The 23,263-nt window shown below is 69.4% G+C and carries 18 protein-coding genes; 6 read left to right on the forward strand and 12 right to left on the reverse strand.

Going from position 1 to position 23,263, the window contains the following annotated elements; all coding sequences use genetic code 11:
• Positions 1 to 3 precede the first annotated feature (3 nt).
• The gene (locus tag BLS95_RS55835) at positions 4 to 1,590 is read left to right on the forward strand and encodes a coiled-coil domain-containing protein (RefSeq protein WP_176993364.1); all 1,587 of its coding nucleotides are present in this window, start codon (positions 4 to 6) and stop codon (positions 1,588 to 1,590) included.
• 873 nt (positions 1,591 to 2,463) lie between these two features.
• Here the strand turns inward: BLS95_RS55835 and BLS95_RS24420 are convergent.
• The 10 genes from BLS95_RS24420 to BLS95_RS24465 form a co-directional block, all read right to left on the reverse strand.
• Complete coding sequence (locus BLS95_RS24420; protein WP_090935453.1) at positions 2,464 to 4,068, reverse strand: FAD-dependent monooxygenase; 1,605 nt, start codon at positions 4,066 to 4,068, stop codon at positions 2,464 to 2,466.
• Between the two features lie 422 nt (positions 4,069 to 4,490).
• A complete protein-coding gene (locus BLS95_RS24425; protein ID WP_143043859.1) occupies positions 4,491 to 4,760 on the reverse strand; it encodes a hypothetical protein in 270 nt (89 codons plus the stop codon).
• 640 nt (positions 4,761 to 5,400) lie between these two features.
• Positions 5,401 to 5,691, reverse strand: coding sequence for an MTH1187 family thiamine-binding protein (locus BLS95_RS24430; RefSeq protein ID WP_090935459.1), 291 nt, complete (start codon positions 5,689 to 5,691; stop codon positions 5,401 to 5,403).
• 139 nt (positions 5,692 to 5,830) lie between these two features.
• Positions 5,831 to 6,157 carry a hypothetical protein gene (locus BLS95_RS24435; protein WP_090935462.1) on the reverse strand — a complete coding sequence of 109 codons (327 nt, stop codon included), beginning with the start codon at positions 6,155 to 6,157 and terminating at the stop codon, positions 5,831 to 5,833.
• A 10-nt stretch (positions 6,158 to 6,167) separates the two neighbouring features.
• On the reverse strand, positions 6,168 to 6,845 hold the full coding sequence (locus BLS95_RS24440; RefSeq protein WP_090935465.1) for a uracil-DNA glycosylase: 678 nt from the start codon (positions 6,843 to 6,845) through the stop codon (positions 6,168 to 6,170).
• Between the two features lie 69 nt (positions 6,846 to 6,914).
• Positions 6,915 to 8,288: a M1 family metallopeptidase gene (locus BLS95_RS24445; protein WP_090935467.1), complete on the reverse strand. Its 1,374-nt coding sequence runs from the start codon at positions 8,286 to 8,288 to the stop codon at positions 6,915 to 6,917.
• A gap of 125 nt (positions 8,289 to 8,413) precedes the next feature.
• A complete protein-coding gene (locus tag BLS95_RS24450) occupies positions 8,414 to 9,319 on the reverse strand; it encodes a carbohydrate ABC transporter permease (protein ID WP_090935470.1) in 906 nt (301 codons plus the stop codon).
• Positions 9,316 to 10,692 (reverse strand): ABC transporter permease, encoded by a 1,377-nt coding sequence (locus BLS95_RS24455; protein ID WP_090935473.1) that lies wholly within the window; start codon positions 10,690 to 10,692, stop codon positions 9,316 to 9,318. The genes BLS95_RS24450 and BLS95_RS24455 overlap by 4 nt, the downstream gene beginning before the upstream one ends.
• Before the next feature lie 12 nt (positions 10,693 to 10,704).
• On the reverse strand, positions 10,705 to 12,027 hold the full coding sequence (locus BLS95_RS24460) for an ABC transporter substrate-binding protein (protein WP_090935476.1): 1,323 nt from the start codon (positions 12,025 to 12,027) through the stop codon (positions 10,705 to 10,707).
• A gap of 7 nt (positions 12,028 to 12,034) precedes the next feature.
• Positions 12,035 to 13,285: an ABC transporter substrate-binding protein gene (locus tag BLS95_RS24465; RefSeq protein ID WP_245765242.1), complete on the reverse strand. Its 1,251-nt coding sequence runs from the start codon at positions 13,283 to 13,285 to the stop codon at positions 12,035 to 12,037.
• A 134-nt stretch (positions 13,286 to 13,419) separates the two neighbouring features.
• On the opposite strand from BLS95_RS24465, the gene BLS95_RS24470 reads away from it, so the two are divergent.
• From BLS95_RS24470 to BLS95_RS24480, 3 genes are read left to right on the forward strand one after another with little or no spacing between them, the layout of a single operon-like run.
• Positions 13,420 to 13,926, forward strand: coding sequence for a PadR family transcriptional regulator (locus BLS95_RS24470; protein WP_090935479.1), 507 nt, complete (start codon positions 13,420 to 13,422; stop codon positions 13,924 to 13,926).
• The gene (locus BLS95_RS24475; protein ID WP_090935482.1) at positions 13,923 to 14,651 is read left to right on the forward strand and encodes an ABC transporter ATP-binding protein; all 729 of its coding nucleotides are present in this window, start codon (positions 13,923 to 13,925) and stop codon (positions 14,649 to 14,651) included. The genes BLS95_RS24470 and BLS95_RS24475 overlap by 4 nt, the downstream gene beginning before the upstream one ends.
• Positions 14,648 to 16,909 carry an ABC transporter permease gene (locus BLS95_RS24480; RefSeq protein ID WP_090935485.1) on the forward strand — a complete coding sequence of 754 codons (2,262 nt, stop codon included), beginning with the start codon at positions 14,648 to 14,650 and terminating at the stop codon, positions 16,907 to 16,909. Before BLS95_RS24475 ends, BLS95_RS24480 begins: the two co-directional genes overlap by 4 nt.
• A gap of 44 nt (positions 16,910 to 16,953) precedes the next feature.
• Here the strand turns inward: BLS95_RS24480 and treS are convergent, their stop codons facing one another.
• Positions 16,954 to 18,660: a maltose alpha-D-glucosyltransferase gene (treS, locus tag BLS95_RS24485; protein ID WP_090935488.1), complete on the reverse strand. Its 1,707-nt coding sequence runs from the start codon at positions 18,658 to 18,660 to the stop codon at positions 16,954 to 16,956.
• A gap of 261 nt (positions 18,661 to 18,921) precedes the next feature.
• Complete coding sequence (locus BLS95_RS24490; RefSeq protein WP_090935490.1) at positions 18,922 to 20,586, reverse strand: asparagine synthetase B family protein; 1,665 nt, start codon at positions 20,584 to 20,586, stop codon at positions 18,922 to 18,924.
• A 70-nt stretch (positions 20,587 to 20,656) separates the two neighbouring features.
• Here BLS95_RS24490 and BLS95_RS24495 point away from each other — a divergent pair, with 70 nt between their 5' ends.
• Both BLS95_RS24495 and BLS95_RS24500 read left to right on the forward strand, forming a co-directional pair.
• Positions 20,657 to 22,501, forward strand: coding sequence for a hypothetical protein (locus BLS95_RS24495; protein ID WP_176993365.1), 1,845 nt, complete (start codon positions 20,657 to 20,659; stop codon positions 22,499 to 22,501).
• 25 nt (positions 22,502 to 22,526) lie between these two features.
• A complete protein-coding gene (locus BLS95_RS24500) occupies positions 22,527 to 23,150 on the forward strand; it encodes an anticodon-binding protein (protein WP_090935496.1) in 624 nt (207 codons plus the stop codon).
• The last annotated feature ends 113 nt before the right edge of the window (positions 23,151 to 23,263 follow it).

Here is a 23,263-nt window from a genome sequence, read left to right on the forward strand (position 1 = left end):
GAGATGATCAACGAAGATCTGCGAACCGCACGTCAGCGCGCGTGTCGCTGGGAGGAACTGGACGAGCGCCGCCAAGGTCTTGCCGACTTGGTGCAGAATGCACGCCAGACGGTCGAAGCGCGGGGCGACGCGCTCGGCGTGCGGGATTTGGAGGCGCTGGCCGCCGAGGAGGCCAAGCTGGGCGCGCTCGTCGTCATGCTGGAGGCGGTGAAGCGGGAGCAGGCCGAGCTAGGTCCGGCGCGAGAGCTCTACGAGGAACTGCTGGCACGAGAAGAACAACGGCTTACCGAGTCCGCGGACCCACGCGGCGCCAAACTGCTGGAAATCGGACGCTTGCTCGCTGAGCTGGCTGTCGAACTACCCGCCAGGGAACGTGCCAGAGCAGCAGGCCACGAGGCCCTCCGCCGTCGAGGCGATCAGACGGCACAGGCCACCTTCATCCGAGAGGTCCAAGCCCTAGGAATGATGATCGATCCAGCCGCTGCAGACCCAGCCGCAGCCGATCCGGCCCTGAACGCTCCGACCGCAGTCGATCCAGGCGTGAGCGCTCCGGCCGCAGTAGATCCGGGCGTGGATGGGCTGGCCGCAGTCGAGCTGGGCGTGGGTGCTCCGGCCGCTGGTGATAGGGCTACTGGTGGCTTGGCCGTGGATGATGTGGCTTCGCACGGTCCAGCAGCGCACGGTCCAGCAGCGCACGATCTGGCTGCGGCTGATCCGACTGCGGGTGATCCGGCTGAGGGTGACTCGGCGGTGGATGATGTGGCTGCGATCGATCCGGCGCTGGGTGATCTGGACGCTCGTGATTCGGTTGCGCGTGGCTTGGCCGTGGGTGATGTGGCTGCGGTCGGTCTGCCGCTGGTTGATCTGGCTGCGGGTGAACCGGTTGTCGGTGTACCGGCCGGAGGCGACCACGGTCCGACTGATCGTGACCCTGCCGACTCCCCGACTGATCGTGACCCTGCCGACTCCAGAAACGTCGATCGTGGCCATGACCCTTCGGGATCCGACGCTCGTGGGTTTGATGGCCACGGGTCGGGCGGTGGTTGGTCGGTGGATCCTGGTCCGGATCGTCGTGAGTCGATTGGCCCCGGAGACGGCGGTCTTGGGTCGGGCCACCTTGGGTCGGGCCACCTTGGGTCGGGCCACCTTGGGTCGGGCGACCTTGAGTCGGTTGGCCCTGGGTCAAGCGGTTACGGGCCGGCCGGTTGCAAGTCGGGCGGTCAGGGTCCGGCTGGTTACGAGTCGGGCAGTCAGAGGCCGGCTGGTTATGAGTCGGGCAGTCAGAGGCCGACCGGTTATGAGTCGGGCAGTCAGAGGCCGACCGGTTATGAGTCGGGCGGCTACGCGCTGACCGGTCACGGGCTGGCCAGTTACGAGTCGGCCGGTTACGGGGCGGTTGGTTACAAGGCGGGCGATCACGGGTCGGGTGGTTGTGGGCCTGATGGCCGTCAGGCAGGGGACCACGGGTTGCGTGATCACGGGATTGGGGGAGTTCAGGCGTTGGTGGAGCTGCTGGAGGAGCGTTGCGAAGAGTTGGAGCGGCTGCACGATGAGCTTCGTGTCCGCCGCGAGAAGTTGCTCCTCGATTGATCCGTGCCCCTCGGCCCCTGGCGGCCGGCCTCCGTATGGAAGAAGTAGCTGCTGGAAAGGAGTAGCTTCAACGCAAGCCAAGCCGGACTGGCCGTGGGGCCACCACCGGGCCGGGGCCGTCGCCCTATTGAGGGCTAACCGCCTTTCGCTCTGGTCAGGGCCTGCCGCCGCCGCCTCCTGCTCTCTGGCCGGGGCTTGCACCCTTGCTCTGGCTAGGGGCCGTCGTTCCCCGTTCTGGCCGGACCTGCCGTCTCCCTGTCCTCGTGGGGGCTTAATGTCCCTTGCTCTGGTTGGGGCTGCCTCGTTCCGTTCTGGCGGGGGCCTGTCGTGGCCCCTGTCCTGGTGGGGGCTTGATGTCCCTTGCTCTGGTTGGGGCTGCCTCGTTCCGTTCTGGCGGGGGCCTGTCGTGGCCCCTGTCCTGGTGAGGGTTTGATGTCCCTTGCCCTGGCTAGGGGCCGCCGTTCTCCGCTCTGGCCCGGGCCTGTGGCCTCCTGCCCTGGCCAGGGGTGCCGTCTCTTGCTGGGGCTACGGTCTGTCGCTCTTGCGTAGCCCGGCCCGCGCCCCGGAGCCGCCATCCTTGGTCGGTTCAGGTTTGGATCCTTGTTTGGATCGCTGGTTTGGCCTGATCGGTTTGGATTCGGCCATGGCGTTGCCTGAAATGGGGTTGGGATTGTGGCGGCGTCTGGTGCGCGGGGGATCGGTGCATTGAGCTGGATTGCGCTGGGTTGGAGCGTTAAGGCCTGAATTGTTTTGCTGGGTTGGGGCGTGAAGGCCGGAGTTGTTCCACCTCGCTTTGCCCGTGACGCCCCACACAGTCCTGGGCTTGGACCGGGCCCGGTGCTGGAGGTGGAGGGCGCCGGGCCCGGTTGCTTGTCAGCGGCTGAGGAGTTGGCGCATGACGGTCTCCAGGGTGGTCGTCGGGTCGGAGGCCGGGTGCTGGGCGCGCCAGGCCACGTATCCGTCCGGTCGAACCAGGACGGCACCGCCCCTGCTGATGCCGTACCGCTCCTGGAAGCGTCCCTCCACGTCCAGCAGTTCCTCGCCCACCAGCAGCCGCGTGAGCTGCACCCCGAGCCGCTCCTTGACCAGGCGGCCGGCGTCCACCCAGCTCTGGCCGCCCTGTTTGTCGGCCAGCAGCACGAAGCCGGAGCCGAACAGGTCGATGGTGGAGATGCGTTGCCCGTCCCAGTCGAACACCACGTGGGGAGCGCGGCTGCCGGGGCGGCCGTTCGGTACGCGTGGGTCTTCGAGGAGCGAGCCGTCGTCGCCGGGTTCGGCCAGAATGGCCGTGGAGTGGTAGCGGGTGCCGAGTAGGGCGCCCAGCGGGTCCTCGATGGGCTCCGGGTAGCCGACGCGGGCCGCGGGAGGCATGCGTACGCCGAGGTTGGCGAGCTGGGCGTCGGCTGTCAGGGTGCCGATCGGGCGGCGTTCGGCGTCGTACGTGTCCAGGAAGGCAGGACCGGCCTGGCCCGTGAGGACCAGCCACAGCCGCCAGGCGATGTCGCAACCGTCCTGGAGCGCCGTGCTGCCGCCCTGCCCGCCGGTGGGCGGCATGGTGTGGGCGGCGTCACCGGCGAAGAACACCCGCCCCGCCCGGTACGTGTCGGCGACCACGTGCGCCATGGAGAACGTCGTCTTGTCCAGGATCTGAACGTCCAGGTCCGGCCGGCCGGTCCCGATCCGGACGAGCTCCACGCAGCGCTCGTCGGTGAAGTCGGCCTCGCTCTCGCCCTTGGAGACGTCGAAGTTGACCCCGAGCACGTGCGCTCCGACACCGGTGCCGCTCACGAGGGCGCCGTTGAAGGTCTCGTTCTGCAGGTACCAGAGCGTGACCTCGCGCTCGCGCACCATCCCGGTCAGATCGGCGTCGAACATGATCGAGCACATGTCGCCCAGACTGCCCTTGCCCGAGGTGGGCACGCCCAGCAGCGTACGCAACGGGCTGCGGTAGCCGTCGGCGGCCACCACGTAGTCGGCTCGCACGACGCGCTCCTCGCCCCCAGCGTCGCGGATCACCGCCGTCACCCCGTCCGCGTCCTGCTGCAGGCTGACCAGTTCCGTGGAGAAGCGCAGGTCGGCGCCCAACTCCTCGGCCTTCGTCCGCAGCACGCGCTCGATCTCGGCCTGAGGAGCGCCGATGGTCGCTGCGGGCGTGAGCTCGGTCAGGAATGCCGCATCCTCGGCCTCGTCGTTTATGATCATCTGCGGGTTCGGGTCGGACAGTGACTTGGCGATGGCGATGCGCATGTTGTCGCCGATGCCCGCCCAGACGTCGGCCAGCGCCTCTTCGAGGCCCGGTACGGGGCGCAGCAGCTCGACCGCGCGCGGGCCGACACCGAACGCCTTGGGCTGGATCGAGGTGCTCGGGTGGCGTTCGACCAGCATGACGGGGATTTGACGCCATGCCAGCAGTGTCGCCGCGCTCAGACCTGCGTACCCACCGCCCACGACCAGGACGGGCACTCGCTCTTGCTCCATTGCTTCCACCTCCGTGAAACGCGTAGTATCGCGTTGTGATCGAGCGACACGATATGTCGTGTCCGGAGGTCGGGTCAAGACATATCTCGAATTGTCTCGGGGATGGATGACTTATGAAGGCGTGCGTGGTGGGTGGGGTGATGATCGAGGGGGGCGCGGGTTGGGTCGTCCTGGTACGTCGATGCGAGGGCAAGGCGTTGAGGTGGACACGTCAGGGGGGCTTGCTGAGGCCGAGCTCGCCCGTACGCGCCGAGGGGGTCCCGGGGAGCCTGCCCGAAGCGTCGTCCAGGGGCTGCCCGATGTGGCGATCTGCCTGCCACGGGCTCGGCTTCCGCCTCACCCCGTGGGCCCCATGGAGCAGGTGGTGGGCCGTCGGCGCCGCTTGCCCTCATTCATGGCGAGCGCATAAATCGCGGCAGGTACTACAGGTTCTCCATCATCGAAGTCCAGATGTAGCCGACCGACCCGATCAGCAGGCATCCGGCGCCTATCGCCGCTCCCGCCCAGCTCGCGGCGATTCGGTCGGCATGCGGCCGTCTCGCCGCGATGGCCCGCCCCAGCATGACGCCGACGGCGGGAAGAGCCACGGCCGCGATGCCACCCACCGCCGCCAGGTCCGTGGTCATCCACTCCAGCTTCCACAGGCTCCAGGCGAGGACGCCGAACCCGGTAAAGGCCAGCACGAACATCACAGCGCAGCAGCCTGTGGCAGACCCCTGCCTGGTGCGTTGATCAGGGGAGGGGGTCATGGCGTTCATGATCGCATTTCTCATCACCCATGTCAGGCTCCCAGCGCAGGTTCGGTCAGCTGCATGCCCGGACGAGCCTCCACCACCCGCCTCGATGAGGGCATCACCAGCGGGCGCCTGGCCCTGGAAACGGCACAAGGCCGGCTGAACGTCCGCGGTCGGGAAAGCCTTCCAGAGTGGGAACCGGTGGCAAGCTTCTTCGACGCATGCGACTTCAACTTGAGGAATAGCGGCCTCAACCCCGATCCCATCCTCGGAACGCGAGACCAGGGTTTCAGCGCTCCCAGGATGCTCGCCCACCAGCAGGCGATTGATGAGCCTACGCCGGCTGCCCCCACCCTGGCATAACCCCTTCGGACTGCTACGTGATGACCTTGCCGCTGATGCGGTGACGCCCGCGACCGCGCGGACTGCGGCGGGCCGGGCACCATGCCGTCTCATGCCGTTCTGAGCAGCGGACGCGTCGGGTTCGGGAGCGTCGGGCGGACGCGTGTGGGGGTGCGGCGATGTCGGGGTGGAGGTCGTACGCGGGTCAGTACGGCCGCCGGCCGGCAAAGGGAGCCCAGGGATGACCTGGGGTGCGTCAGGAGAGGTGGTGTTCCAGGGATTCCACCTTGGAGGTCATGCCGTCCGTGACCCCCTCCCGGAGGTCGGCCTTCAGTACCAGGCCCACCCTGGGGGCGACCTCGGCCACCGCCTCCACGGCGCGCTTGATCACGTCCATGACCTCGTCCCATTCACCCTCGATCGTGGTGAACATGGCATCCGTCTGGTTGGGCAGCCCGCTGTCGCGGACCACCTTGACGGCGCGGGCGACCGGCTCGGCGACCCCTTCGCCGACGCCCAGCGGAGTGATGGAGAATGCGACGATCACTACTCGGCCCCCTTACAGGCTCGCCAGACTCACGATCTTAGCCAGCCCGGAAGAGCCTCCTGCATGCGGGAACCGTTCTGGACGCGAAAAGCCACGACGCCTCCGAACGCCGTGGCTGCCGCCGTATTCAGAGCACAGGTCACACGTGGTCGTGCGCCTCTTCCTCGTCCTCTTCCTCGCTCGGCCCGTCGGAGGGCTCCACCCCGAGCACGGCCTCACGCGGCTCGATCTCGGTGATGTGCTCAACGAGCTGCAGAACGTGGTCCGGCTCGATGAGCCACTGCAGGGCCGAGGCCCCGGTCTCGTCGGAGCCGACCAGCTCGGCCTGCTCCGTGCGCTCCTCCTCGGTGAGATCGGCGTCGGGGTGCCTGATCTCAGCCAGCGCCGCCGCCTGCAGCGCGTCAACGTCGAGCACTTCGACGGTCAGCTCGACCGTGAGGCGCAGGTACTTAGGTTCATCACTCATGGCGACGATGCTATGGCAGCTTCCACTCGACAGGTGCGGCGCCTTGCTGGGTGAGCAGTTCGTTGGCGCGGCTGAACGGCCGGGAGCCGAAGAAACCGCTGCGGGCCGACAGAGGGGAGGGATGGGCGGACTCGATGCGGGGCACGCTGCCGAGCATCGGGGCCAGGTTGCGGGCGTCGCGGCCCCACAGGATGGCCACCATCGGCTTGTTGCGTGCCACGAGGGCGCGGATGGCCTGCTCGGTGACCTGCTCCCAGCCCTTGCCCCGGTGCGAGGCGGGCTTGCCGGGCATCACCGTGAGGACCCTGTTGAGCAGCAGCACGCCCTGCTCGGCCCACGGCGTCAGGTCGCCGTTGGAGGGCCGGGGCAGGCCGAGGTCGGTCTCCATCTCCTTGTAGATGTTGAGCAGGCTGCCCGGCAGCGGACGCACGTCCGGGGCCACGGAGAACGACAGCCCGACGGGGTGCCCGGGCGTGGGGTAGGGGTCCTGGCCCACGATCAGCACCTTGACGTCGTCGAAGGGCTGGTTGAAAGCGCGCAGTACGTGCGCGCCCGCGGGCAGGTACTGCCTGCCTTCGGCGATTTCCTTGCGCAGGAACTCGCCCATCTGGGCGATCGGCTCGGCGACGGGCTCAAGCGCCGCGGCCCATCCGGCTTCGACGACTTCGTTCAGGGGACGACCAGACATGGCTGTTGAGCTTAACCAGGTCTGGTACGGCTTGCCGCCGGAATGCCGGTGCCCGCCGTACCAGAATGATCACAACGATGGCTTGCCCGGCTGGAAGAGCCAGGCGTCGAAGAGGGCGTCGAGCTGCCTGCCGGACACACGCTCGGACAGGGCGATGAAGGCGGCGGTGTCGGCGTTGCCGTATTTGTAGTCGGTGGCCCACGCCCGCAGGATCGCGAAGAACGTGGCGTCGCCGACCTCACGCCGCAGCACGTGCAGCGTCATCGCGCCGCGGTCGTAGACGGGGTCGTGGAAGAGGTTGGCCGGGCCGCCCGGGTCGGCGGTGGGGGTCTGCCAGAACTCGTCGTCGGCGGCCGGCGCGTAGGCCGCCTCGAACGCCTCCTGCACCGTACGGGTGCCCTTCTGGTCGAGCCAGAGCCACTCGGAGTAGGTGGCGAAGCCCTCGTTGAGCCAGATGTCGCGCCACAGCGTGGGCGTCACCGAGTTCCCGAACCACTGGTGCGCCAGCTCGTGGGCGAGCAGCGACTCGCTGGGCACCCGGGGGTAGAGGGGCCGGGTCTGCGTCTCCAGGGCGTAGCCGACCTCAGGCGCCTGGTCGATGATCCCGCCGGTGGAGGAGAACGGGTACGGCCCGAAGAGCGAGGCGAAGTAGTCGAGAAGCGGGGGGTGCCGCTCGGCGAAGCCGGTCGCTCCGTCGGCCAGCTGCGGGTCCACAGCGGTGGTCACCCTGAAATTTCCGACCTTGGTGTCGGAGAGGTGGAACTTCCCGATCGACACCGTGGCCAGGTAGCTCGCCATCGGCTCCCGCGCGTCCCACACGTACGTCGTCCGCCCGCGCTTGGACACCTTCCCCACCAGGTCCCCGTTGGCCACCGCCACGACCGGGTCCGGCACGGTCACCGTGAACCGGTAGGTGGCCTTGTCCGTCATGTGATGGTTGCCGGGGTACCAGGTCATCGCGCCCTGGGGCTCGTTCGCGTTGTAGACCCCGTCGCTCGTCCGGATCCACCCGTCCATGGAGCCGTCCGGGTCGACGACGTGCGTGGGCCTGCCGTCGTACCGGACCACGACGGAGAAGCCGCGACCGGCGGACAGCCGCGAGCGCGGGGTGACCACCAGTTCGGTGTCACGCTGCCGGAACGAGGCGTCCGTGCCGTTCACGGTCACGGACCGGACCGCCAGCGTGCTGACGAGGTCCAGGTTGAAGCGGCTCAATGACTGCGTGGCGCGGGCGGTGAGGCGTGCCACGCCGGCCAGCCGCTTGGAGTTCGGGTCGTAGTCCAGGGTGAGGTCGTAGTGGCCGGTGTCGTAGCCGCCGTTCCCCTGATCGGGGAAGTACGGGTCGCCCGCGCCGGGGGCGCCGGGCCGGCCGTCCTGGGCGACGGCGGGGGTGAGGGGCAGGGAGATGAAGGCGGCCGCGGTGAGGGCGAGAAGACGCTTCATGAAGCCTCATCGAGGCCGCACGAACGCACGTTACGGGCCCGCCCGCCCGGATCAGCGCGCGGGCGCCCCGTACACGGCCGTCATCGACGGCCACGGGAGCGCCCGCACACCTGCGACCGGCGACGTCACTTGACGGAGCCGGCCATCATGCCCTGGACGAAGTACCGCTGGAACGCGAAGAACAGGACCAGCGGAATGATCAGCGACAGGAACGCGCCGGACGAGAGAATGTCCATGTTCGACCCGAACTGCCGCATCTGGGACTGCAGATATTTGGTCATCGGCTGGTTCCCGGAGTCGGCGAAGACCAGCGCGATGAGCATGTCGTTCCACACCCACAGGAACTGGAAGATCCCCAGCGAGGCGATGGCGGGCTTGCCCAGCGGGAACACCACCGAGACGAAGATCTTCCACTCCGGCGCCCCGTCCATCCGGGCCGCCTCCAGCAGGGAGGCCGGGATGCCGACGAAGAAGTTACGCAGCAGGAAGATCGCGAACGGCAGCCCGAACGCTGTGTGGAACAGCACCACTCCCAGGATCGACCCGAAGATCCCCACGTTCCCGTAGATGACGGCGATCGGGATCAGCGCGATCTGGATGGGCACGATCAGCAGCCCCACCACGACCAGGAACGCCCCGTCCCGGCCGGGGAAGTCCATCCACGCGAACGCGTACGCCGCCATCGCCGCGATGCCGATCACCAGGACCGTGGTCGGCACCGTGATCAGCACGGTGTTCCAGAAGGAGGCGGTGAAGCCGCCGGCCAGCAGGCCCTGGTAGCTCTGCAGGGTCAGCTCGGCCGGCTTGGTGAAGATCGTCCACCAGCCCTCGGCGTTGTTGACCTCCGTCGTACGCATGGAGACGACCAGCAGACCCAGCGTCGGCACCAGCCAGAACAACCCCAGCAGCACCATCACGACCTGGACCACGCCGCTGCCCAGGCGATCGACGATCTTGCTCAGTACGCCCCTGCGCGGTGTCCCGGTCTCCAGTCCACTGGAAGGAGCCGCCGCCGTCGCGGTGGTGGTCATGAGTCCCCCCTCCGGAACCGGCGAATGTTCATGATCATGAAGGGCAGGACCAGGATCAGCAGGAAGATGGCCAGCGCGCTGCCCAGGCCCTGGTTGTTCCCGCCCTGGAACGACACGCGCCACATCTCCAGCGCGATCACGTTCGCCTGGGGTTGCACCGAGGGCGGCGCGATGATGAAGACCAGGTCGAACACCTTCAGCGTATTGATGATCATCGTCACGAAGACGACGAGCAGCACCGGCGACAGCAGCGGCACGGTGATCTTGCGGAACACCTGCCACTCCGTGGCGCCGTCGATGCGGGCCGCCTCCAGCGCGTCCCGCGGGATCGCCGCCAGCCCGGCCGCGATCAGCACCATCGCGAACCCGGCCCACACCCAGACGAACGCGCCTATGATCGCCGGCGTGATCAGCGCCGGGCCGAGCCAGGTCAGCCCGCCGTAGGCGGCCTCGAAGTTCGACTGCGGGAGCCGTACGACGTAGGAGCCCTGGGGGAGCCCGTCGAAGCGGAACGTGCCGTCGTCGGCCGTCGTGGCGGTCGCGGCGACCTGGCCGTCCCGCACCGCCTCGACGGTCACGCCGGGCAGGCCGCGCTCGGAGGCGTCCACCGCGTTGTTCGTGCCGCCGCCACCCTGGGTGAAGTCGAACCAGACGGTCCCGGAGAGCCCGTCGCCCGCCGGGGCGGCCTTGGCGGGCTGCGCGTTGGACGGCATGACCTCCGGCTTGACGCCCACGATCGGGAACAGCACCGGCGTGCCCACCTGCGCGGGCTGCTTGGTGACGACGGCGCCGCCCTGGAGGGCCACCGGCGACTGGTCGCCCTCGCGCGGGCGCGCCTCCGGATAGCCCTGCGAGGAGGAGAACGTGTCGTGCACGGTGGTCAGGATGGCGTTGGCCAGCCCCTTGTCGGGATTCTCCTCGTAGACCAGCCGGAAGACCACGCCGGCCGCCATCAGGGAGACGGCCATCGGCATGAAGACGATCAGCTTGAACGCCGTCGCCCACCGGATGCGCTCGGTGAGCACGGCGAAGATCAACCCGATCGTGGTCACCACGATCGGCGCGACGACCACCCAGATGAGGTTGTTCCGGATGGTGGTGAGCATGCCCTGATCGGAGAAGATCATGGCGTAGTTGCCCAGCCCCACGAATCCGCTGCCGGTGGAGTCGAACAGGCTCCGGAAGATGGAGTAGACGATCGGGTAGACCACCCAGATGCCCAGCAGCAGCGCCGCCGGGAGGAGGAAGACGATCGCGACCGTCGGCGAGGGGCCTAGGCGACGTTGCTTGCGGGGGGTTTCAGCCGGTCCGGTGGAGGGCCCGCCCGCGACCTGCGCGGGCGGGTCCTGCGGGCCGTCCAACCGTTCGGTCACGGCCTTACCTCTTTACTTCCAGGCCTTCTTGGCCTCGGCTTCGAGCGCTTCCTGGGCACCCTTGACGTCGCTCGGGTTCCGCATGAAGTCCTGGAGCACCTTCCACTGGCCCTTGCCGTCGGTGCCGCCGAACGCGCTCGGCGCCAGGTCGGACATGTCGTAGCGGACGGCGTCACCGGCCGAGATGATGGTCTGGCCGAGCTGCTTGGTCAGCTCGTCCGGGTAGTTGTCGGGGGAGACGTTCTTGTTGGGGGACAGGTAGCCGGGGAGCTTGGCCCAGACCTCGCCGCCCTCCTTGGAGGCCAGGAACTGGATCAGCGCCATGGCGCCGGGGGAGTCCTTCATGGCCACGGCCACGTCGCCGCCCAGCACGACCGGAGTGGTGTCACCGGCCTTGGGGAAGGGGAAATACTTCGCCTCCTCGCCGACCTTGGCGCCCGACTGGTCGGCCTCGACGGCCACGAAGTCGGCCTCGATGACCATGGCGGACTTGTCGGTGCCGTAGACCTTGCTCACGCACGTGGGGAAGTCGGTCTGCATGGTCCCGGAGGTCCCGTCGACCAGGAACTCCTGCTTGCCGGCGATCTGCTGGATCTTCTCCAGCGCCGTGGCCACGGTGGGGTCGGTCCACGGGATCTCGTGCTTGGAGAGCTTGTCGTAGTTCTCCGGCCCGGCGGTGGACAGGTAGATGTTCTCGAAGAGGTCGGTCAGGGTCCAGCCGGAGGCGCCGCAGAACGAGAACGGCGGGGTGCCGGAGTCGGCGATCGTCTGCGCGGCCTTGATCAGCTCGTCCCAGTTCGTCGGCGGCTGCACGCCCGCGTCCTCGAACGGCTGCGAGCGGTACCAGACCAGCGACTTGTGCGCCGCCTTGACCAGCACGCCGTACACCTGGCCCTCGGCGGAGCCGAGCTCCTTCCAGTACGGGGTGTAGTTGGCGTCGATCTCCTTGGTGACCTCGGCGGTCAGCGGGATGAGCGCGTCCTGCTCGGCGTACTGCTGGACCAGGCCCGGCTGGGGCAGGATCGCCACGTCCGGCGGGTTCTTGCCCTGGATGCGCGGGCCGAGGTAGGCGCCGGTGTCCTCACCGGTCGAGGCGTAGGTGACCTGGGCGCCGGTCTTGTCGGTGAAGGCCTTGAGCACCGCCTCGAAGTTCTTCTGCTCGGCGCCGGTCCACTTGGCGGCGACCTCGATCTTCACGCCCTCCAGCGGCTTGGCGCCGCCGCTCGCGGGTGCCGACCCCGAAGCGGTGGGCTGTGTCGTCGTCGGTGCGTTGCCGCAGGCGGCTGCGGCTATCGCGAGCCCGGCCAGGATCGCTGCTGCTCTGGCTTTTCGCATGACTGCCTCACTGGGTTCTGATGATCTCTTCGAGTTCGGACTTCATGGAGGCCGCGACGTCGTCGGCGGACTCGGTGGTGGGATTGGCCAGGGCCTTGGCGACCGAGCTGGCGATCACCAGGCTCAGCTGGTTGTAGTTGGCGCTCACCGGCCGGGCCTTGGCGGCCAGGATGCTCTCCTTGAGCACCGGCAGGTAGGGGAAGCGCCTGATCAGCGCGGGATCGTCGTAGAGCTCGGTCCACACGGGCGGGAACGAGCCCTCGGTGAGGACCCGCCGCTCGTTCTCCAGGCTGGTGAAGTAGCGGATGAACTCCTGCGCGGTGTGCTGGTGCTCGGAGTAGGCGCTGATGGCCAGGTTCACGCCCCCCAGCGTGGCCTCACCCGGCCGGTCGAGCCCGGGCAGCCGGGTCACGCCCAGCTTGTCGCCGAGCCTGGCCTTGGCGGGGCCGTACGCGTGCGGCCAGTTGCGGGCGAAGGCCAGCCGCCCCTCCTGGAAGGCCAGGCGCGACTCCTCCTCCTTGTAGCTCAGCGACTCCTTGGGGATCCAGCGCTCGCGCAGGCCCTGGAGCAGGAAGTCGAGCGCGGTCGCGCCCTTGGCCGGATCGAGGGTCACCTCGCCGCCGTCGTCGCTGAGGATCTGCCCGCCGGCCGACTGCACGGCCTCGGAGAAGTTGACGGTGAGCCCTTCATAGGCAAGGAACTGCCCGGCATAGCCGTCTATGTTGTGATTTTTCTTGATTTCTCGTGCTTGATCGCGAAGCTCCGCCCAGGTCCGCGGCGGCTTGCCGACCAGGTCCTTCCGGTAGTAGAGCAGCCCGGCGTTGCTCGTGTACGGGACCGCCCAGAGCTTGTCCTTGTAGACGGCCGTCTCCACGACGGGCGGCAGGAACCTGTCGAGCGGGAACAACCCGCGCTCCAGGGGGATGATCCAGCCGTTCTCCGCGAATTCGGCGGTCCACACGACGTCCAGTCCGAGCACGTCGTACCGGCTGCTCTGGGCCTGCAGGTTGGCCACCATCTGGGCGCGTTGCTCGTCGGCGGCCTCGGGCAGCTCCAGCAACGTCACCTTCTCGGCCGGATGGGCCTGGTTCCAGCGGTCCAGCAGGGGTTGCAGGTACGCCGTGGTGTCGCGGCCGGTGGCGAACGTGATGGGCCCGGTGCCTCCCGTGCCCGTGGCGCCGTCGCTCTCCCCGTCCGCCGCCGCGCACGAGGCCGTCAGGAGCACGGCCAGCACGGCGATGGGGAGGGAGTGCGGCACTCTTTTTCCTCCGTTTTACGAGTGATTACATACGTGTTAGGTAGATGCATTCATGTTATGCACACAGGTAATCTGGAGGTCAACGGATAGCCACGTAACGCATCCGTAACACAGCGGACGGTGGGAGGTGAGGCGTGCGGCTTCACCTGCTGGCGCTCCTGGCGAAAGAGCCGGCACACGGCTACGAGCTGAAGCAGGCGCTGGAGCAGACCTTCGGCAGTGCCTATCCCTCCCCCAACATCGGCCAGATATACGTGACGCTCGGCAGGCTGGAGAAGGACGGCCTGGTCAGGGCGGTCGACGTGGAGCAGTCCAACCGGCCCAACAAGAAGGTCTACTACCTGACGGCCAAGGGCCGCGAGCTGCTCACGACCTGGGTGGACGAGCCGACCGAGGGTCCCAGGGTGCGGGACGAGTTCTTCATGAAGCTCGTGCTCGCGCCGCTGACCGGCATCGCCGACCGGATGGCGCTGATCAACCGGCAGCGCCGCCACTACCTGTCTCTCATGAGGGACCTCAACGACCTTCTGTCCCGCACACCGCCGACCGACCGGGTGGCGATGCTGCTCATCGAGGGCGCCATGCTCCACCTGCAGGCCGATCTTGACTGGCTGGAGCGCTGTCAGGAGGATCTGGCATGACCCCTGTACTAAAAACGGTCAGATTGGTCAAAATCTACCAGGACGGGGCAGTCCCGGTGCCCGCCGTCCGGGGAGTGGACCTCCAGGTCGAGCCGGGCGAGTTCGTTGCGATCATGGGGCCCTCGGGATCGGGCAAGTCCACGCTCGTGCACATGCTGGGCGGGCTCGACACCAGGACCAGCGGCGAGATCTGGCTCGACGACCATCGGGTGGACACCCTCTCCGAGAGCGCCTGGGCGCTGCTGCGGCGCAAGAAGATCGGGTTCGTCTTCCAGTTCTTCAACCTCGTCGCCAACATGACCGTCGGCGACAACGTCGAGCTGCCCGCGCTGCTGGCCGGGGCCTCGCCCAAGGTGGCCCGCGAGCGCCGGGAGAGCCTGCTCGGCGCGCTCAACCTGGGCGAGCGGGCCGACGCCGCGCCCGCCCAGCTCTCCGGCGGCGAGCAGCAGCGGGTGGCGCTGGCCCGGGCGCTGGCCAACCAGCCCAGCGTGCTGCTGGCCGACGAGCCCACCGGCAACCTCGACAGCCGCAACACCCGCGACGTGCTGCGCCTGCTCGGCGACGTGCACAAAGAGGGCCAGACGATCGTCATGGTCACCCACGACGCCCGGGTGGCGAGCCTGGCCGACCGGGTGGTGTCGCTGTTCGACGGCGAGATCGCCGACGACGGCCGCATCGCCCGCAGACGCACCGGCACCGTCGGCGAGGTGATCGACCTTCGATGAGCGCCACCCTGGCCGGGACCCGCTGGGTCCGGGCCGATCTGCGGGCCAGGAAGGGCCAGGCGGTGCTGACGGTGCTGGCCGTGGCCGGGATCGTGGCCGCGCTGATCACCGCCGCGACCCTGCTGGAAGACGGCACCAACCCGTGGCGCGGCCTGTTCGCCGAGACCGACGGGGCCCACGTCTGGCTCTACACCGACGGCAGCCCCCAGGCGGCCCTGGGCGCCATCGACGGCGTGACGGCGACGGCCGGCCCGTACCGTTCGGTGCCCGTGACCGTGGCGCAGGACGGGCGGAAGGAGCCGGCGGCGCTGCGCGCGATGCCCGCCACGCCGCCGGCCGTGGCGCACCCCGTGGTGGCCGAGGGCAGGTGGCTCGACCCCGCCCAGCCCGACGGGGTGGTCGTCGAGCGGTCGTTCGCGAGCGCGCTGGCGCTCAGGGTCGGCGCGCCCTTCACGATCATCGCGCTCAGCGGCGAGCGCCACACCCTCTACGTGCGCGGCATCGCCGACACGGCCGACCAGGGCTTCTACCCGGAGTGGACGCCCGGCCTGGCTTATGTGCTGCCGCCGATGCTCGACCGGATCGAGCCCGGCCGCAGCGAGTGGGTGACCGGGCTGCGCCTGGCCGACCCCGACGCCTCGCAGGTCGTCTCCCAGCGGGTGGTGGTCATGCTGGAGGACGAGCTGCAGCGGGTCTACACCTGGCGTGAGGTCAGGGCCGCCATGGAGCTGGACAACCGGCTGCTGGGCACGATGCTGGCGCTGTTCGGGGTGGTCGGGCTGGTGGCCGCCGCGCTCGCGCTGGCCAACGCCGCCGGCGGCCGGGTGCTCGGCCAGCTCCGCGACCTGGCCACGCTCAAGTCGATGGGCTTCACCCGGGGCCAGGTCGCGCTGCTGCTCCTGGTCGAGCACGGCGCGCTGGGCCTGCTCGGCGTGGCGCTGGGCGCGCTCGCGGGCTGGGGGGTGATGGCGGCGGTGCTGGGCGCGACGTCCGTGGCCCCGGCTCCGGTCCTGCTCATCGTCGCCGGCACGGCCGTGGTGGTGCTGGCCGCCGTGGGCCTGCCCGCCTGGCGGGGCAGCCGCACCCCGCCGATCCCCGCCGCGCCCGCCGTGCCGCCGCGTGGCCACCTGTCCAGGCTGGCCAGGCTCGCCCTCCTGGTACGCCTCCCGCCCGCACTGGTCCTCGGCACCAGAGACGCCTTCACCAGGCGGACCCCGGCGTTCCTGACCGCGTTCGGGCTGGCGGTGCCGATGATGATGATCACAATCGGGCTCGGCGTGTGGGCCACCCTGGACAACTTCCTCAGCCATCCCGAGCAGGTCGGCCAGCACGCCTCCCTGTACGTCCGGCCGGCCAAGCTGGAGCCGGCCGCCGCCGAGCGCATCGCCGGGCAGGACAAGGACGTGGCCGAGATCTACCCGGGCGCCGACGTGAACGCCCTGGCCCCCGGCGAGGCCCGCTCGGTCAGGGTGCGGGCCATCGGCGCCTCGACGAAGCCGTACCCGTTCCCCGTGGTCGAGGGCCGCATGTACGGCAGGCCAGGCGAGGCCGTGGCAGGGCAGGGCCTGCTGGACCTGCTCGGCCTCAGGATCGGCGACCGGGTGCGGCTGACCGTGGGCGGCTCGCCGCTGATCGTCCGGATCGTCGGCAGGACCGTGGAGCCCGACCTGGACGGCGAGGTGCTGTCGGTGGGGCTCGACAGCCTGGCGGCCAAGGACTCGGTGCCGCCCGAGTTCTACGCGCTCGCGCTGAAGCCGGGGGCGGACCCGGCGGAGGTGCGCGGCAGGCTGCTGGCCGATTCGGCCGAAGGGCTGGACGTGCAGGCCGTGGTCAACCCGGCCGACCGGCTGGCGATCATCCGGGTGGTGATCGTGGCGCTGATCGCCGTACTGGCCCTGATCGGGCTGGCCAACCTGCTCACCGCGAGCGCGCTCGGCCTGCGTGACCACGCGTTCGACCTGGCCGTGCTCAAGGCCATGGGGCTGACGCCGCGCCAGGTCATGGCCACGCTGGTGACCGGCACGGGACTGCTGGTGGTGCTCGGCGTCGGCGCGGGCGCCGCGGTGGGGGCCTCCGTCGTCAAGGGACTCATCGACCTGCAGGGTGACACGAGCGGCGTGGGCGCGGGCATCGGCCGCGCGCCGTCCCCGCTGACGCTGGCGGTCGCCGTCGTGGTGGCCGTGGGCACGGCCCTCGCGGTGGCGCTGATCCCCGCCCGCCGCGCGGCCCGTGCCCAGGTGCCGGTCACCTCCCGCTGATCCCTCCCGGCCGCGGCACGCATGTCACGGCCGTGGCGGGCGGGTCACGTCGCGCTGACCTCTCCCGGCCGCAGCACGAACCAGTAGAACCCGTGCCCCGGCAGCGTGAGCAGGTAGGGGAGCTCCCCGATGGCAGGGAAGGCCACCCCGCCCCGCGCCTCGATCGGGATCATGCCCTCGAACCTGCGCAGATCCAGCTCCACCGGCTGCGGGAACTTCGACAGGTTGTTCACGCACAGCACCACGTCGCCGCCGTCCTCGCGGACGAACGTGAGCACCGACGGATTGGACGACCACATCTCGGTGTACGCGCCGATGCCGAACACCGGGTGGTTGCGCCGGATCTCCAGCATGCGGCGGGTGAAGTGGAGCAACGATCCTTCGTTCCGCTGCTGGGCCTCGACGTTGACCGCCTGGTAACCGTAGATCGGGTCCATCACCACGGGCAGGTAGAGCCGTCCCGGGTCGGCCGCGGAGAACCCGGCGTTGCGGTCGGGGCTCCACTGCATGGGCGTGCGGACGGCGTCGCGGTCCTCCAGCCATATGTTGTCGCCCATGCCGATCTCGTCGCCGTAGTACATGATCGGCGACCCCGGCAGGCTCAGCAGCAGCGCGGTGAAGAGCTCGATCCGGTCCCTGTCGTTGTCCAGCAGCGGGGCCAGCCGCCGCCGGATGCCCAGGTAGGCGCGCATGCGCGGGTCCTTGGCGTACTCCTTGTGCATGTAGTCGCGCTCTTCCTCGGTCACCGTCTCAAGCGTGAGCTCGTCGTGGTTGCGGAGGAAGATGCCCCACTGCCCGTGCTCGGGCAGCTTGGGGGTGCGGGACATGATCTCGGAGATCGGCTCGCGGGTCTCCTTCTTGACCGCCATGTAGATGCGCGGCATCAGCGGGAAGTGGAAGGCCATGTGGCACTCGTCACCGCCCGTGGTGGGGTCGCCGAAGTATTCGACGACGTCCTCCGGCCAGCCGTTGGCCTCGGCCAGCAGCACCCGGTCCGGGAAGAGGCGGTCGACCTCGGCGCGGATCTTCTTCAGGTAGGCGTGCGTCTCCGGCAACCCCGCGCACGCGGTGCCCTCGCGCTCGAACAGGTAGGGCACCGCGTCCAGCCGGAATCCGTCGATGCCCAGGTCCAGCCAGAACCGCAGCACCTCCAGCATGGCCTCCTGCACCGCCGGGTTGTCATAGTTCAGGTCCGGCTGGTGGTGGAAGAAGCGGTGCCAGTAGTACTGCTTGCGCACCGGGTCGTAGGTCCAGTTGGACTCCTCGGCGCCGACGAAGATGATCGGCGCGTCCGGAAAGGCCCCCGGGTTGTCGGACCACACGTAGAAGTCCCCGTACGGGCCCTCCGGGTCGTGCCGGGACGCCTGGAACCAGGGGTGCCGGTCACTGGTGTGGTTCATCACAAGATCGGTGACGATGCGCATGCCGCGCTCGTGCGCCTTCTCGATCAGCTGTACAAAATCCCCCAGATCACCAAAATCCGGAAGGATCTTCATGTAATCCGAGATGTCGTATCCACCGTCGCGCAACGGGGACTCGTACAACGGGAGCAGCCACAGGCAGTCCACGCCCAGCCACTCGAGATAGCCCAGCTTCTCGATGAGGCCGCGCAGGTCACCGGTGCCGTCGCCATTGGAGTCCTTGAACCCCCGGACGAGGATCTCGTAGAACACCGCCCGCTTGTACCAAGCTGGATCCTCCGAGACGAAAGCCTCGGAGACCGGCTCCGGCGTTGGGGATGCGTTGATCATATGTCGCTCACAGGAAGAGATGTGGGCAGGACGAAGTCACCGGAGTTACCCCGGCGTTTCTATCTGGTGACCGCGCCGCCTGGGGTCGTCATCCCTGCGAACCCCATGCCCTCGAACGAGACCGGATTTGTGATCCGTTGCCCGTTTGTGCGGCGCTTACGGGCCGAACACTACCAGCCCGGTGGCTTTCCGGAACCCGCTTCTGCTGTGCGACGGTTAATACCCGTGAGATCCGTACGTAATCGCCCTGTTACCCAGAGTTCACGAAAAAGGCGGAACGAGATCGTTGAGGTCGTTCTCGAAGTCGTTCAGCCACAGCCCGAACAGCACCAGCCCGCGCACCCAGAAGCGGTCGTTCCAGCCGTTGAACCGGGTCAGGGCGTCCGGCCCGCCCGCGACCACCTCGTGCAGCTCCTCCGAGAGCAGTGTCGGCACCCGGCTCGCCACGGTCTCCAGCATGCGGTGCGAGTAGGCCCGGGCCGGGGCGGCCGTGGAGCGCAGCGGGATCCGCTGGAGCGGCTGCTTGACCACGTTGGTGGAGGGCAGCGCGGCCACCCGCGGGTTGGCCACGTGCAGCACCTCGCGGTAGAAGCGCCCCTTGTCCTTGCGGGCCACGCCGACCGACAGCGCGGCGTCGAAGAAGTCGGGGTGGATGAACGGCGCGGCGAACGACGCCTCCGGCCCCACCAGGTTGACCGCCGAGCGGGCGATGCCGCGTACCGTCCTGGTGTGCAGCACCGACAGCGGCAGCTCGGCCCGGTGCCCGTGCAGCATGGAGGTGGCGGAGGCGAACTGCTCGCGCACGGTCTCCTCCATCCACTGCGCGGCGCCCTTGGACAGGAACGGTTGTGACGGCGCCCCGAGCGAGAGCGAGCTCAGCACGGCCGCCGACCGCTCGGCCTGCGTCCTGGCCTCCAGGGCGGCCCCGCTGACCATGAAGTTCTTCAGCAGCGGCCCGCCGGCCAGCCCGTCGATCAGGACCCGGCCGGCGCCGTGCACCTCCTTGGCGAAGGGCGCGTACCAGGCGTGGTGCGGCGTGAGGTATTCGAGCCGGCGCGCCACCGCCATCGCGTCGTCCGGGTAGTCGGCGGCGTCCTGGAGGATCACCCGGTGCGGGATGCCCAGCTCCCTGGTGATCGACCTGGCGAACGCGATGTCGGTGTCGGTGCCGTCGTCGGGGCTGGTCGTCCACGACTCCACGTCGGCGCCCCTGGCCCTGGCCACGCTCGCGAGCAGCCGCGAGTCGTAGCCGCCGCTGACCGGCACGAGCAGCTTGCGCCCCTCGTAGTCCCGGTAGACCACGTGCAGCAGCTCGACGATCTCCTCTGGACTGATCCACGCCTCGTACGGCTCCGAACGCAGCCAGCGCGGCAGCCGGCGCTCCACGACCACCTCGCCCGATCCGTGCGGGCCATGGTCGAACACCAGCGCGCTCGACCCCGGCAACCGTTTGACCTCCAGGTAAGGCGTCGCCTCGCCCAGCGGGAAGGTCACTTGCAGGATCGAGGCCCACGCCGACCAGTCGATCTCGACCGGCACCAGGTTGAGCAGCGGCTGGATCAGGGACGAGAAGTAGACGGCGTCGCCCTGGCGCACGTAGTAGACGTCCACCAGCCCCAGCGCCCCCGTGTGGAGCGTGACACGCGTGCCGTCGCCGATCAGCCCGGGCGTCTCGTACGTCTCCGCGACCGCCATCCACTCGCCGGCGGAGTCCGGGGCCGCGGCGGCCCGATGTTCCCCCCAGGCGAACGCGAACGAGTGCTCTGCCCGGTGGTAGGGCGGCAGCGGCGTGGAGCTGAACAGCGCGGCGTGCGCCGACTGCAGCGCGGGCCGCACCCGGGGGCCCGCGGCCATCAGCTTGCCCAGTACCGCGGTGTCGATCCGGCCGAGAGCGCCGCATATGTAGGGCCGCACGTTAAACTGCACCGGATTTCATCCCTTCGAGCCGCTTCCCGCAAAAGAGTATCCTTTGCCGGGCTAAGGGAGCGGAGGTCCTTTGTCTACTGAGCTTGAAAGCACCCGGAGGGCGTTGCGGGAAGCCGTCGCCCAGGCAGGGCGCGCCGCCGAGCTGGCCAGGCTGCTGGACGCCGCCCAGGCCAAGCTGGCCACCGCCGAGCGGAGCGTCGAGGAGGCCAGGGCGCTGAGCGAGCAGCTGGCCGAGGCCGAGGATCGGCTGGCGGCCGAGCAGGCCGCGGCCGACAAGCTGCGCAAGGAGCTGGCCGAGCAGCGCTTCCAGGCCGAGGTGGCCAACTGGAAGCTGTCCTCGATCAAGGTCGCCCGCTGGAACCGGCTCGGCGACGCGATCAAGAGCGGCAAGAGCAACCCGATCCGGCTGGCCAAGGGCCTGCGGGGCGCCTCCAGGCCGGTCAAGCGGCCCACCGCGCCCAAGCGCAGGCCCGTGAGCGCCGCCAAGGCCAAGGAGGAGCGCCCCGGTGTCGCGTTCCAGGCCACCAGCACGACCAGGACGGTCGGGGGCGCCTCCTTCAGGCTCAAGCCGTTCCGGGTGCCGACCGGCCCCAACACCCGCCCGCACCTGACCGCCGCGGTGATCGCCGACCCGCACGCGGAGGCGCTGCTGCGCTACGAGTGGCGGCAGACCACCGGCTTCACGCCGCGCGACTTCGCCCGGGTGCTCCCGCTTGAGGTGCCCCACCTGCTCGTGGTCGAGTCGGTCACCCAGGGGCCGTGGGCCGAGGAGATCACCGGCGAGCCCGGCGAGGGGCTGAAGGCGCTGCTGGCCTGGTGCGGCGAGCGCGGCATCCGTACCGTCTTCTGGCACACGCAGGGCGACGTGGCCGCCTACGCCAGGGCGGCCGAGCTGTTCGAGCACCGGTTCACGACCGATCTGTCGGTGGCGTGGCCGCGGCTGCAGTTCGGGGTGCAGCCCCGGGTGCACAACCCGCTGCCGCTGGCGGGCGGGCGCATCGACCGGGTGCTCACGCTCGACCAGCTGCTGCCCGAGCACCTGTCCTACCCCGACGTGCTGACCTCCTACCGCTGGCCCGCCGCTGCCGACTGCCCGCCAGGCACGCCGCAGTGGCGGCTGGCGGAGCTCGCCGCCTGCGGCACCTCCATCGGCACCGAACCGGACGACCGTCGGGCGCACGTGGCGATGCGCCGGGCCTACGGGATGGGTACGATGACCGAGCGCATCGACGAGCTGCTGGAGGCGATCGGCCTGCCCAGCGCCCGCGCCACCCTCAACACCTCGGTGCTGCTGCCGATCATGGACCCGTTCCTGATGGAGCACGCGCTGGCGCAGGTCGCCCGGCAGTCGGGCGTGGACCAGCTCATCGTCATCGGGCCGCCGGAGACCGAGTTGCGGGCCCGCGACGTGCTGCCGGACGTGGAGATCGTCTACCGCCGCCCGCACCCGGCGATGACCGAGGGCGCCATGCTGGCCGCCGGCATCGACCTGTGCGAGGCCGACCTGGTGGCGGTCATGGACCCGCGCGACGTCTACGGCGCCCACTACCTGTCCGACCTGCGGCGCGCCTTCCTGTTCAGCACGGCCGACATCGTCGGCAAGGCCGCCTTCTACGCCCACCTCCGCAAGCCCCAGGCCACGCTGCTCAAGCAGCCGGACGCCGAGTACGCCTACCTCCCGGAGATCGCCGGCGCGACCCTCCTGGCCCGCCGCAACACCTTGCGCGAGCTGGGCTTCGCCGACCTCACCGAGGGGTGGGACGAGGTCCTCATGCGGCAGTGCCGCACCGACGGCGTCAAGGTGTTCTCGGCGGACCGGTTCGGCTACGTCCGCGTCCGCGACGAGGACCGCTGGCTGCTGGGCGCCGCCCACCTGGTCGAGTACGGTTCGGCGGAGCCGCACGCGCTCATCTAGCGGCCGGGCGTCTAGGGTCGGGACCATGACGCCCGACAGGCTGGCCGAGGTGCTGGGGGAGCCGCCCGCCCCCATGGGGTCGTGGGAGGAGGAGGCGGCCTACCTGTCCGCCGCGGCCCCGCGCCGGCACGTCCCGGCCGAAGGGCTGGCGGAGCGGGTGCGGGAGGTGCCCGGGGTCGCCGGGGTGGAGGTCCGGGAGCACGGGTTCCTGCGGATCGTTGTGAGCGTGCCCGGCGAGGTGGTGGAGTGCGTCGGGCCGGTCGAGATCCCCGAGCCCGCCTGGCCGGACTTCCCGCGTACGTGGGACAACCCCGGCTTCGTGGTGCGATACGCGCATGCGCGGGCCTGCGCGGTGCGGCGCTGGGCTCGTGAGCTGGGGGTGCCGGAGGAGGGGTTCCGGCCCGAGGAGCTCGACGGTCCCCATGATCGGCAGGTGCTGCGGGTGCTGGCCGAGCTGCCCGGGCGGGCGGTCAGCAGGGAGCCGGGGTGGGAGGCGTACCTCGTGCGGCTGGCGCTGGCCTACCACGACGCGCACGAGCGCGCGCCCGCGGTGCCCGTCGGCGACGCGGCGCCCGCGCCGGTGCACACCGCCCGGGTGCGGATGGCGCAGGCCGTACGGATGGTGCTGGTGGGGCCGGAGCGGTTGTGATGTTTCACAAAATATCCGGTAAAACGGCGAAAAATCGTAAAAATATCCCTGCTGAGCCTTGATGGCGTCTCGATACGTGGTCATGGGGTCCTGGAAGGGGCGGCGGGTCCGAT

This window comes from Nonomuraea jiangxiensis, assembly GCF_900099965.1.
GTDB classification, from domain to species: domain Bacteria; phylum Actinomycetota; class Actinomycetes; order Streptosporangiales; family Streptosporangiaceae; genus Nonomuraea; species Nonomuraea jiangxiensis.

Coding starts and splice junctions, on each gene's coding strand:
- BLS95_RS55835 (WP_176993364.1), top strand. CDS start 4: ATGATCAACGAAGATCTGCGAACCGCACGTCAGCGCGCGTGTCGCTGG.
- BLS95_RS24420 (WP_090935453.1), bottom strand. CDS start 4,068: ATGGAGCAAGAGCGAGTGCCCGTCCTGGTCGTGGGCGGTGGGTACGCA.
- BLS95_RS24435 (WP_090935462.1), bottom strand. CDS start 6,157: ATGAGTGATGAACCTAAGTACCTGCGCCTCACGGTCGAGCTGACCGTC.
- BLS95_RS24440 (WP_090935465.1), bottom strand. CDS start 6,845: ATGTCTGGTCGTCCCCTGAACGAAGTCGTCGAAGCCGGATGGGCCGCG.
- BLS95_RS24445 (WP_090935467.1), bottom strand. CDS start 8,288: ATGAAGCGTCTTCTCGCCCTCACCGCGGCCGCCTTCATCTCCCTGCCC.
- BLS95_RS24450 (WP_090935470.1), bottom strand. CDS start 9,319: ATGACCACCACCGCGACGGCGGCGGCTCCTTCCAGTGGACTGGAGACC.
- BLS95_RS24460 (WP_090935476.1), bottom strand. CDS start 12,027: ATGCGAAAAGCCAGAGCAGCAGCGATCCTGGCCGGGCTCGCGATAGCC.
- BLS95_RS24475 (WP_090935482.1), top strand. CDS start 13,923: ATGACCCCTGTACTAAAAACGGTCAGATTGGTCAAAATCTACCAGGAC.
- BLS95_RS24480 (WP_090935485.1), top strand. CDS start 14,648: ATGAGCGCCACCCTGGCCGGGACCCGCTGGGTCCGGGCCGATCTGCGG.
- treS (WP_090935488.1), bottom strand. CDS start 18,660: ATGATCAACGCATCCCCAACGCCGGAGCCGGTCTCCGAGGCTTTCGTC.
- BLS95_RS24500 (WP_090935496.1), top strand. CDS start 22,527: ATGACGCCCGACAGGCTGGCCGAGGTGCTGGGGGAGCCGCCCGCCCCC.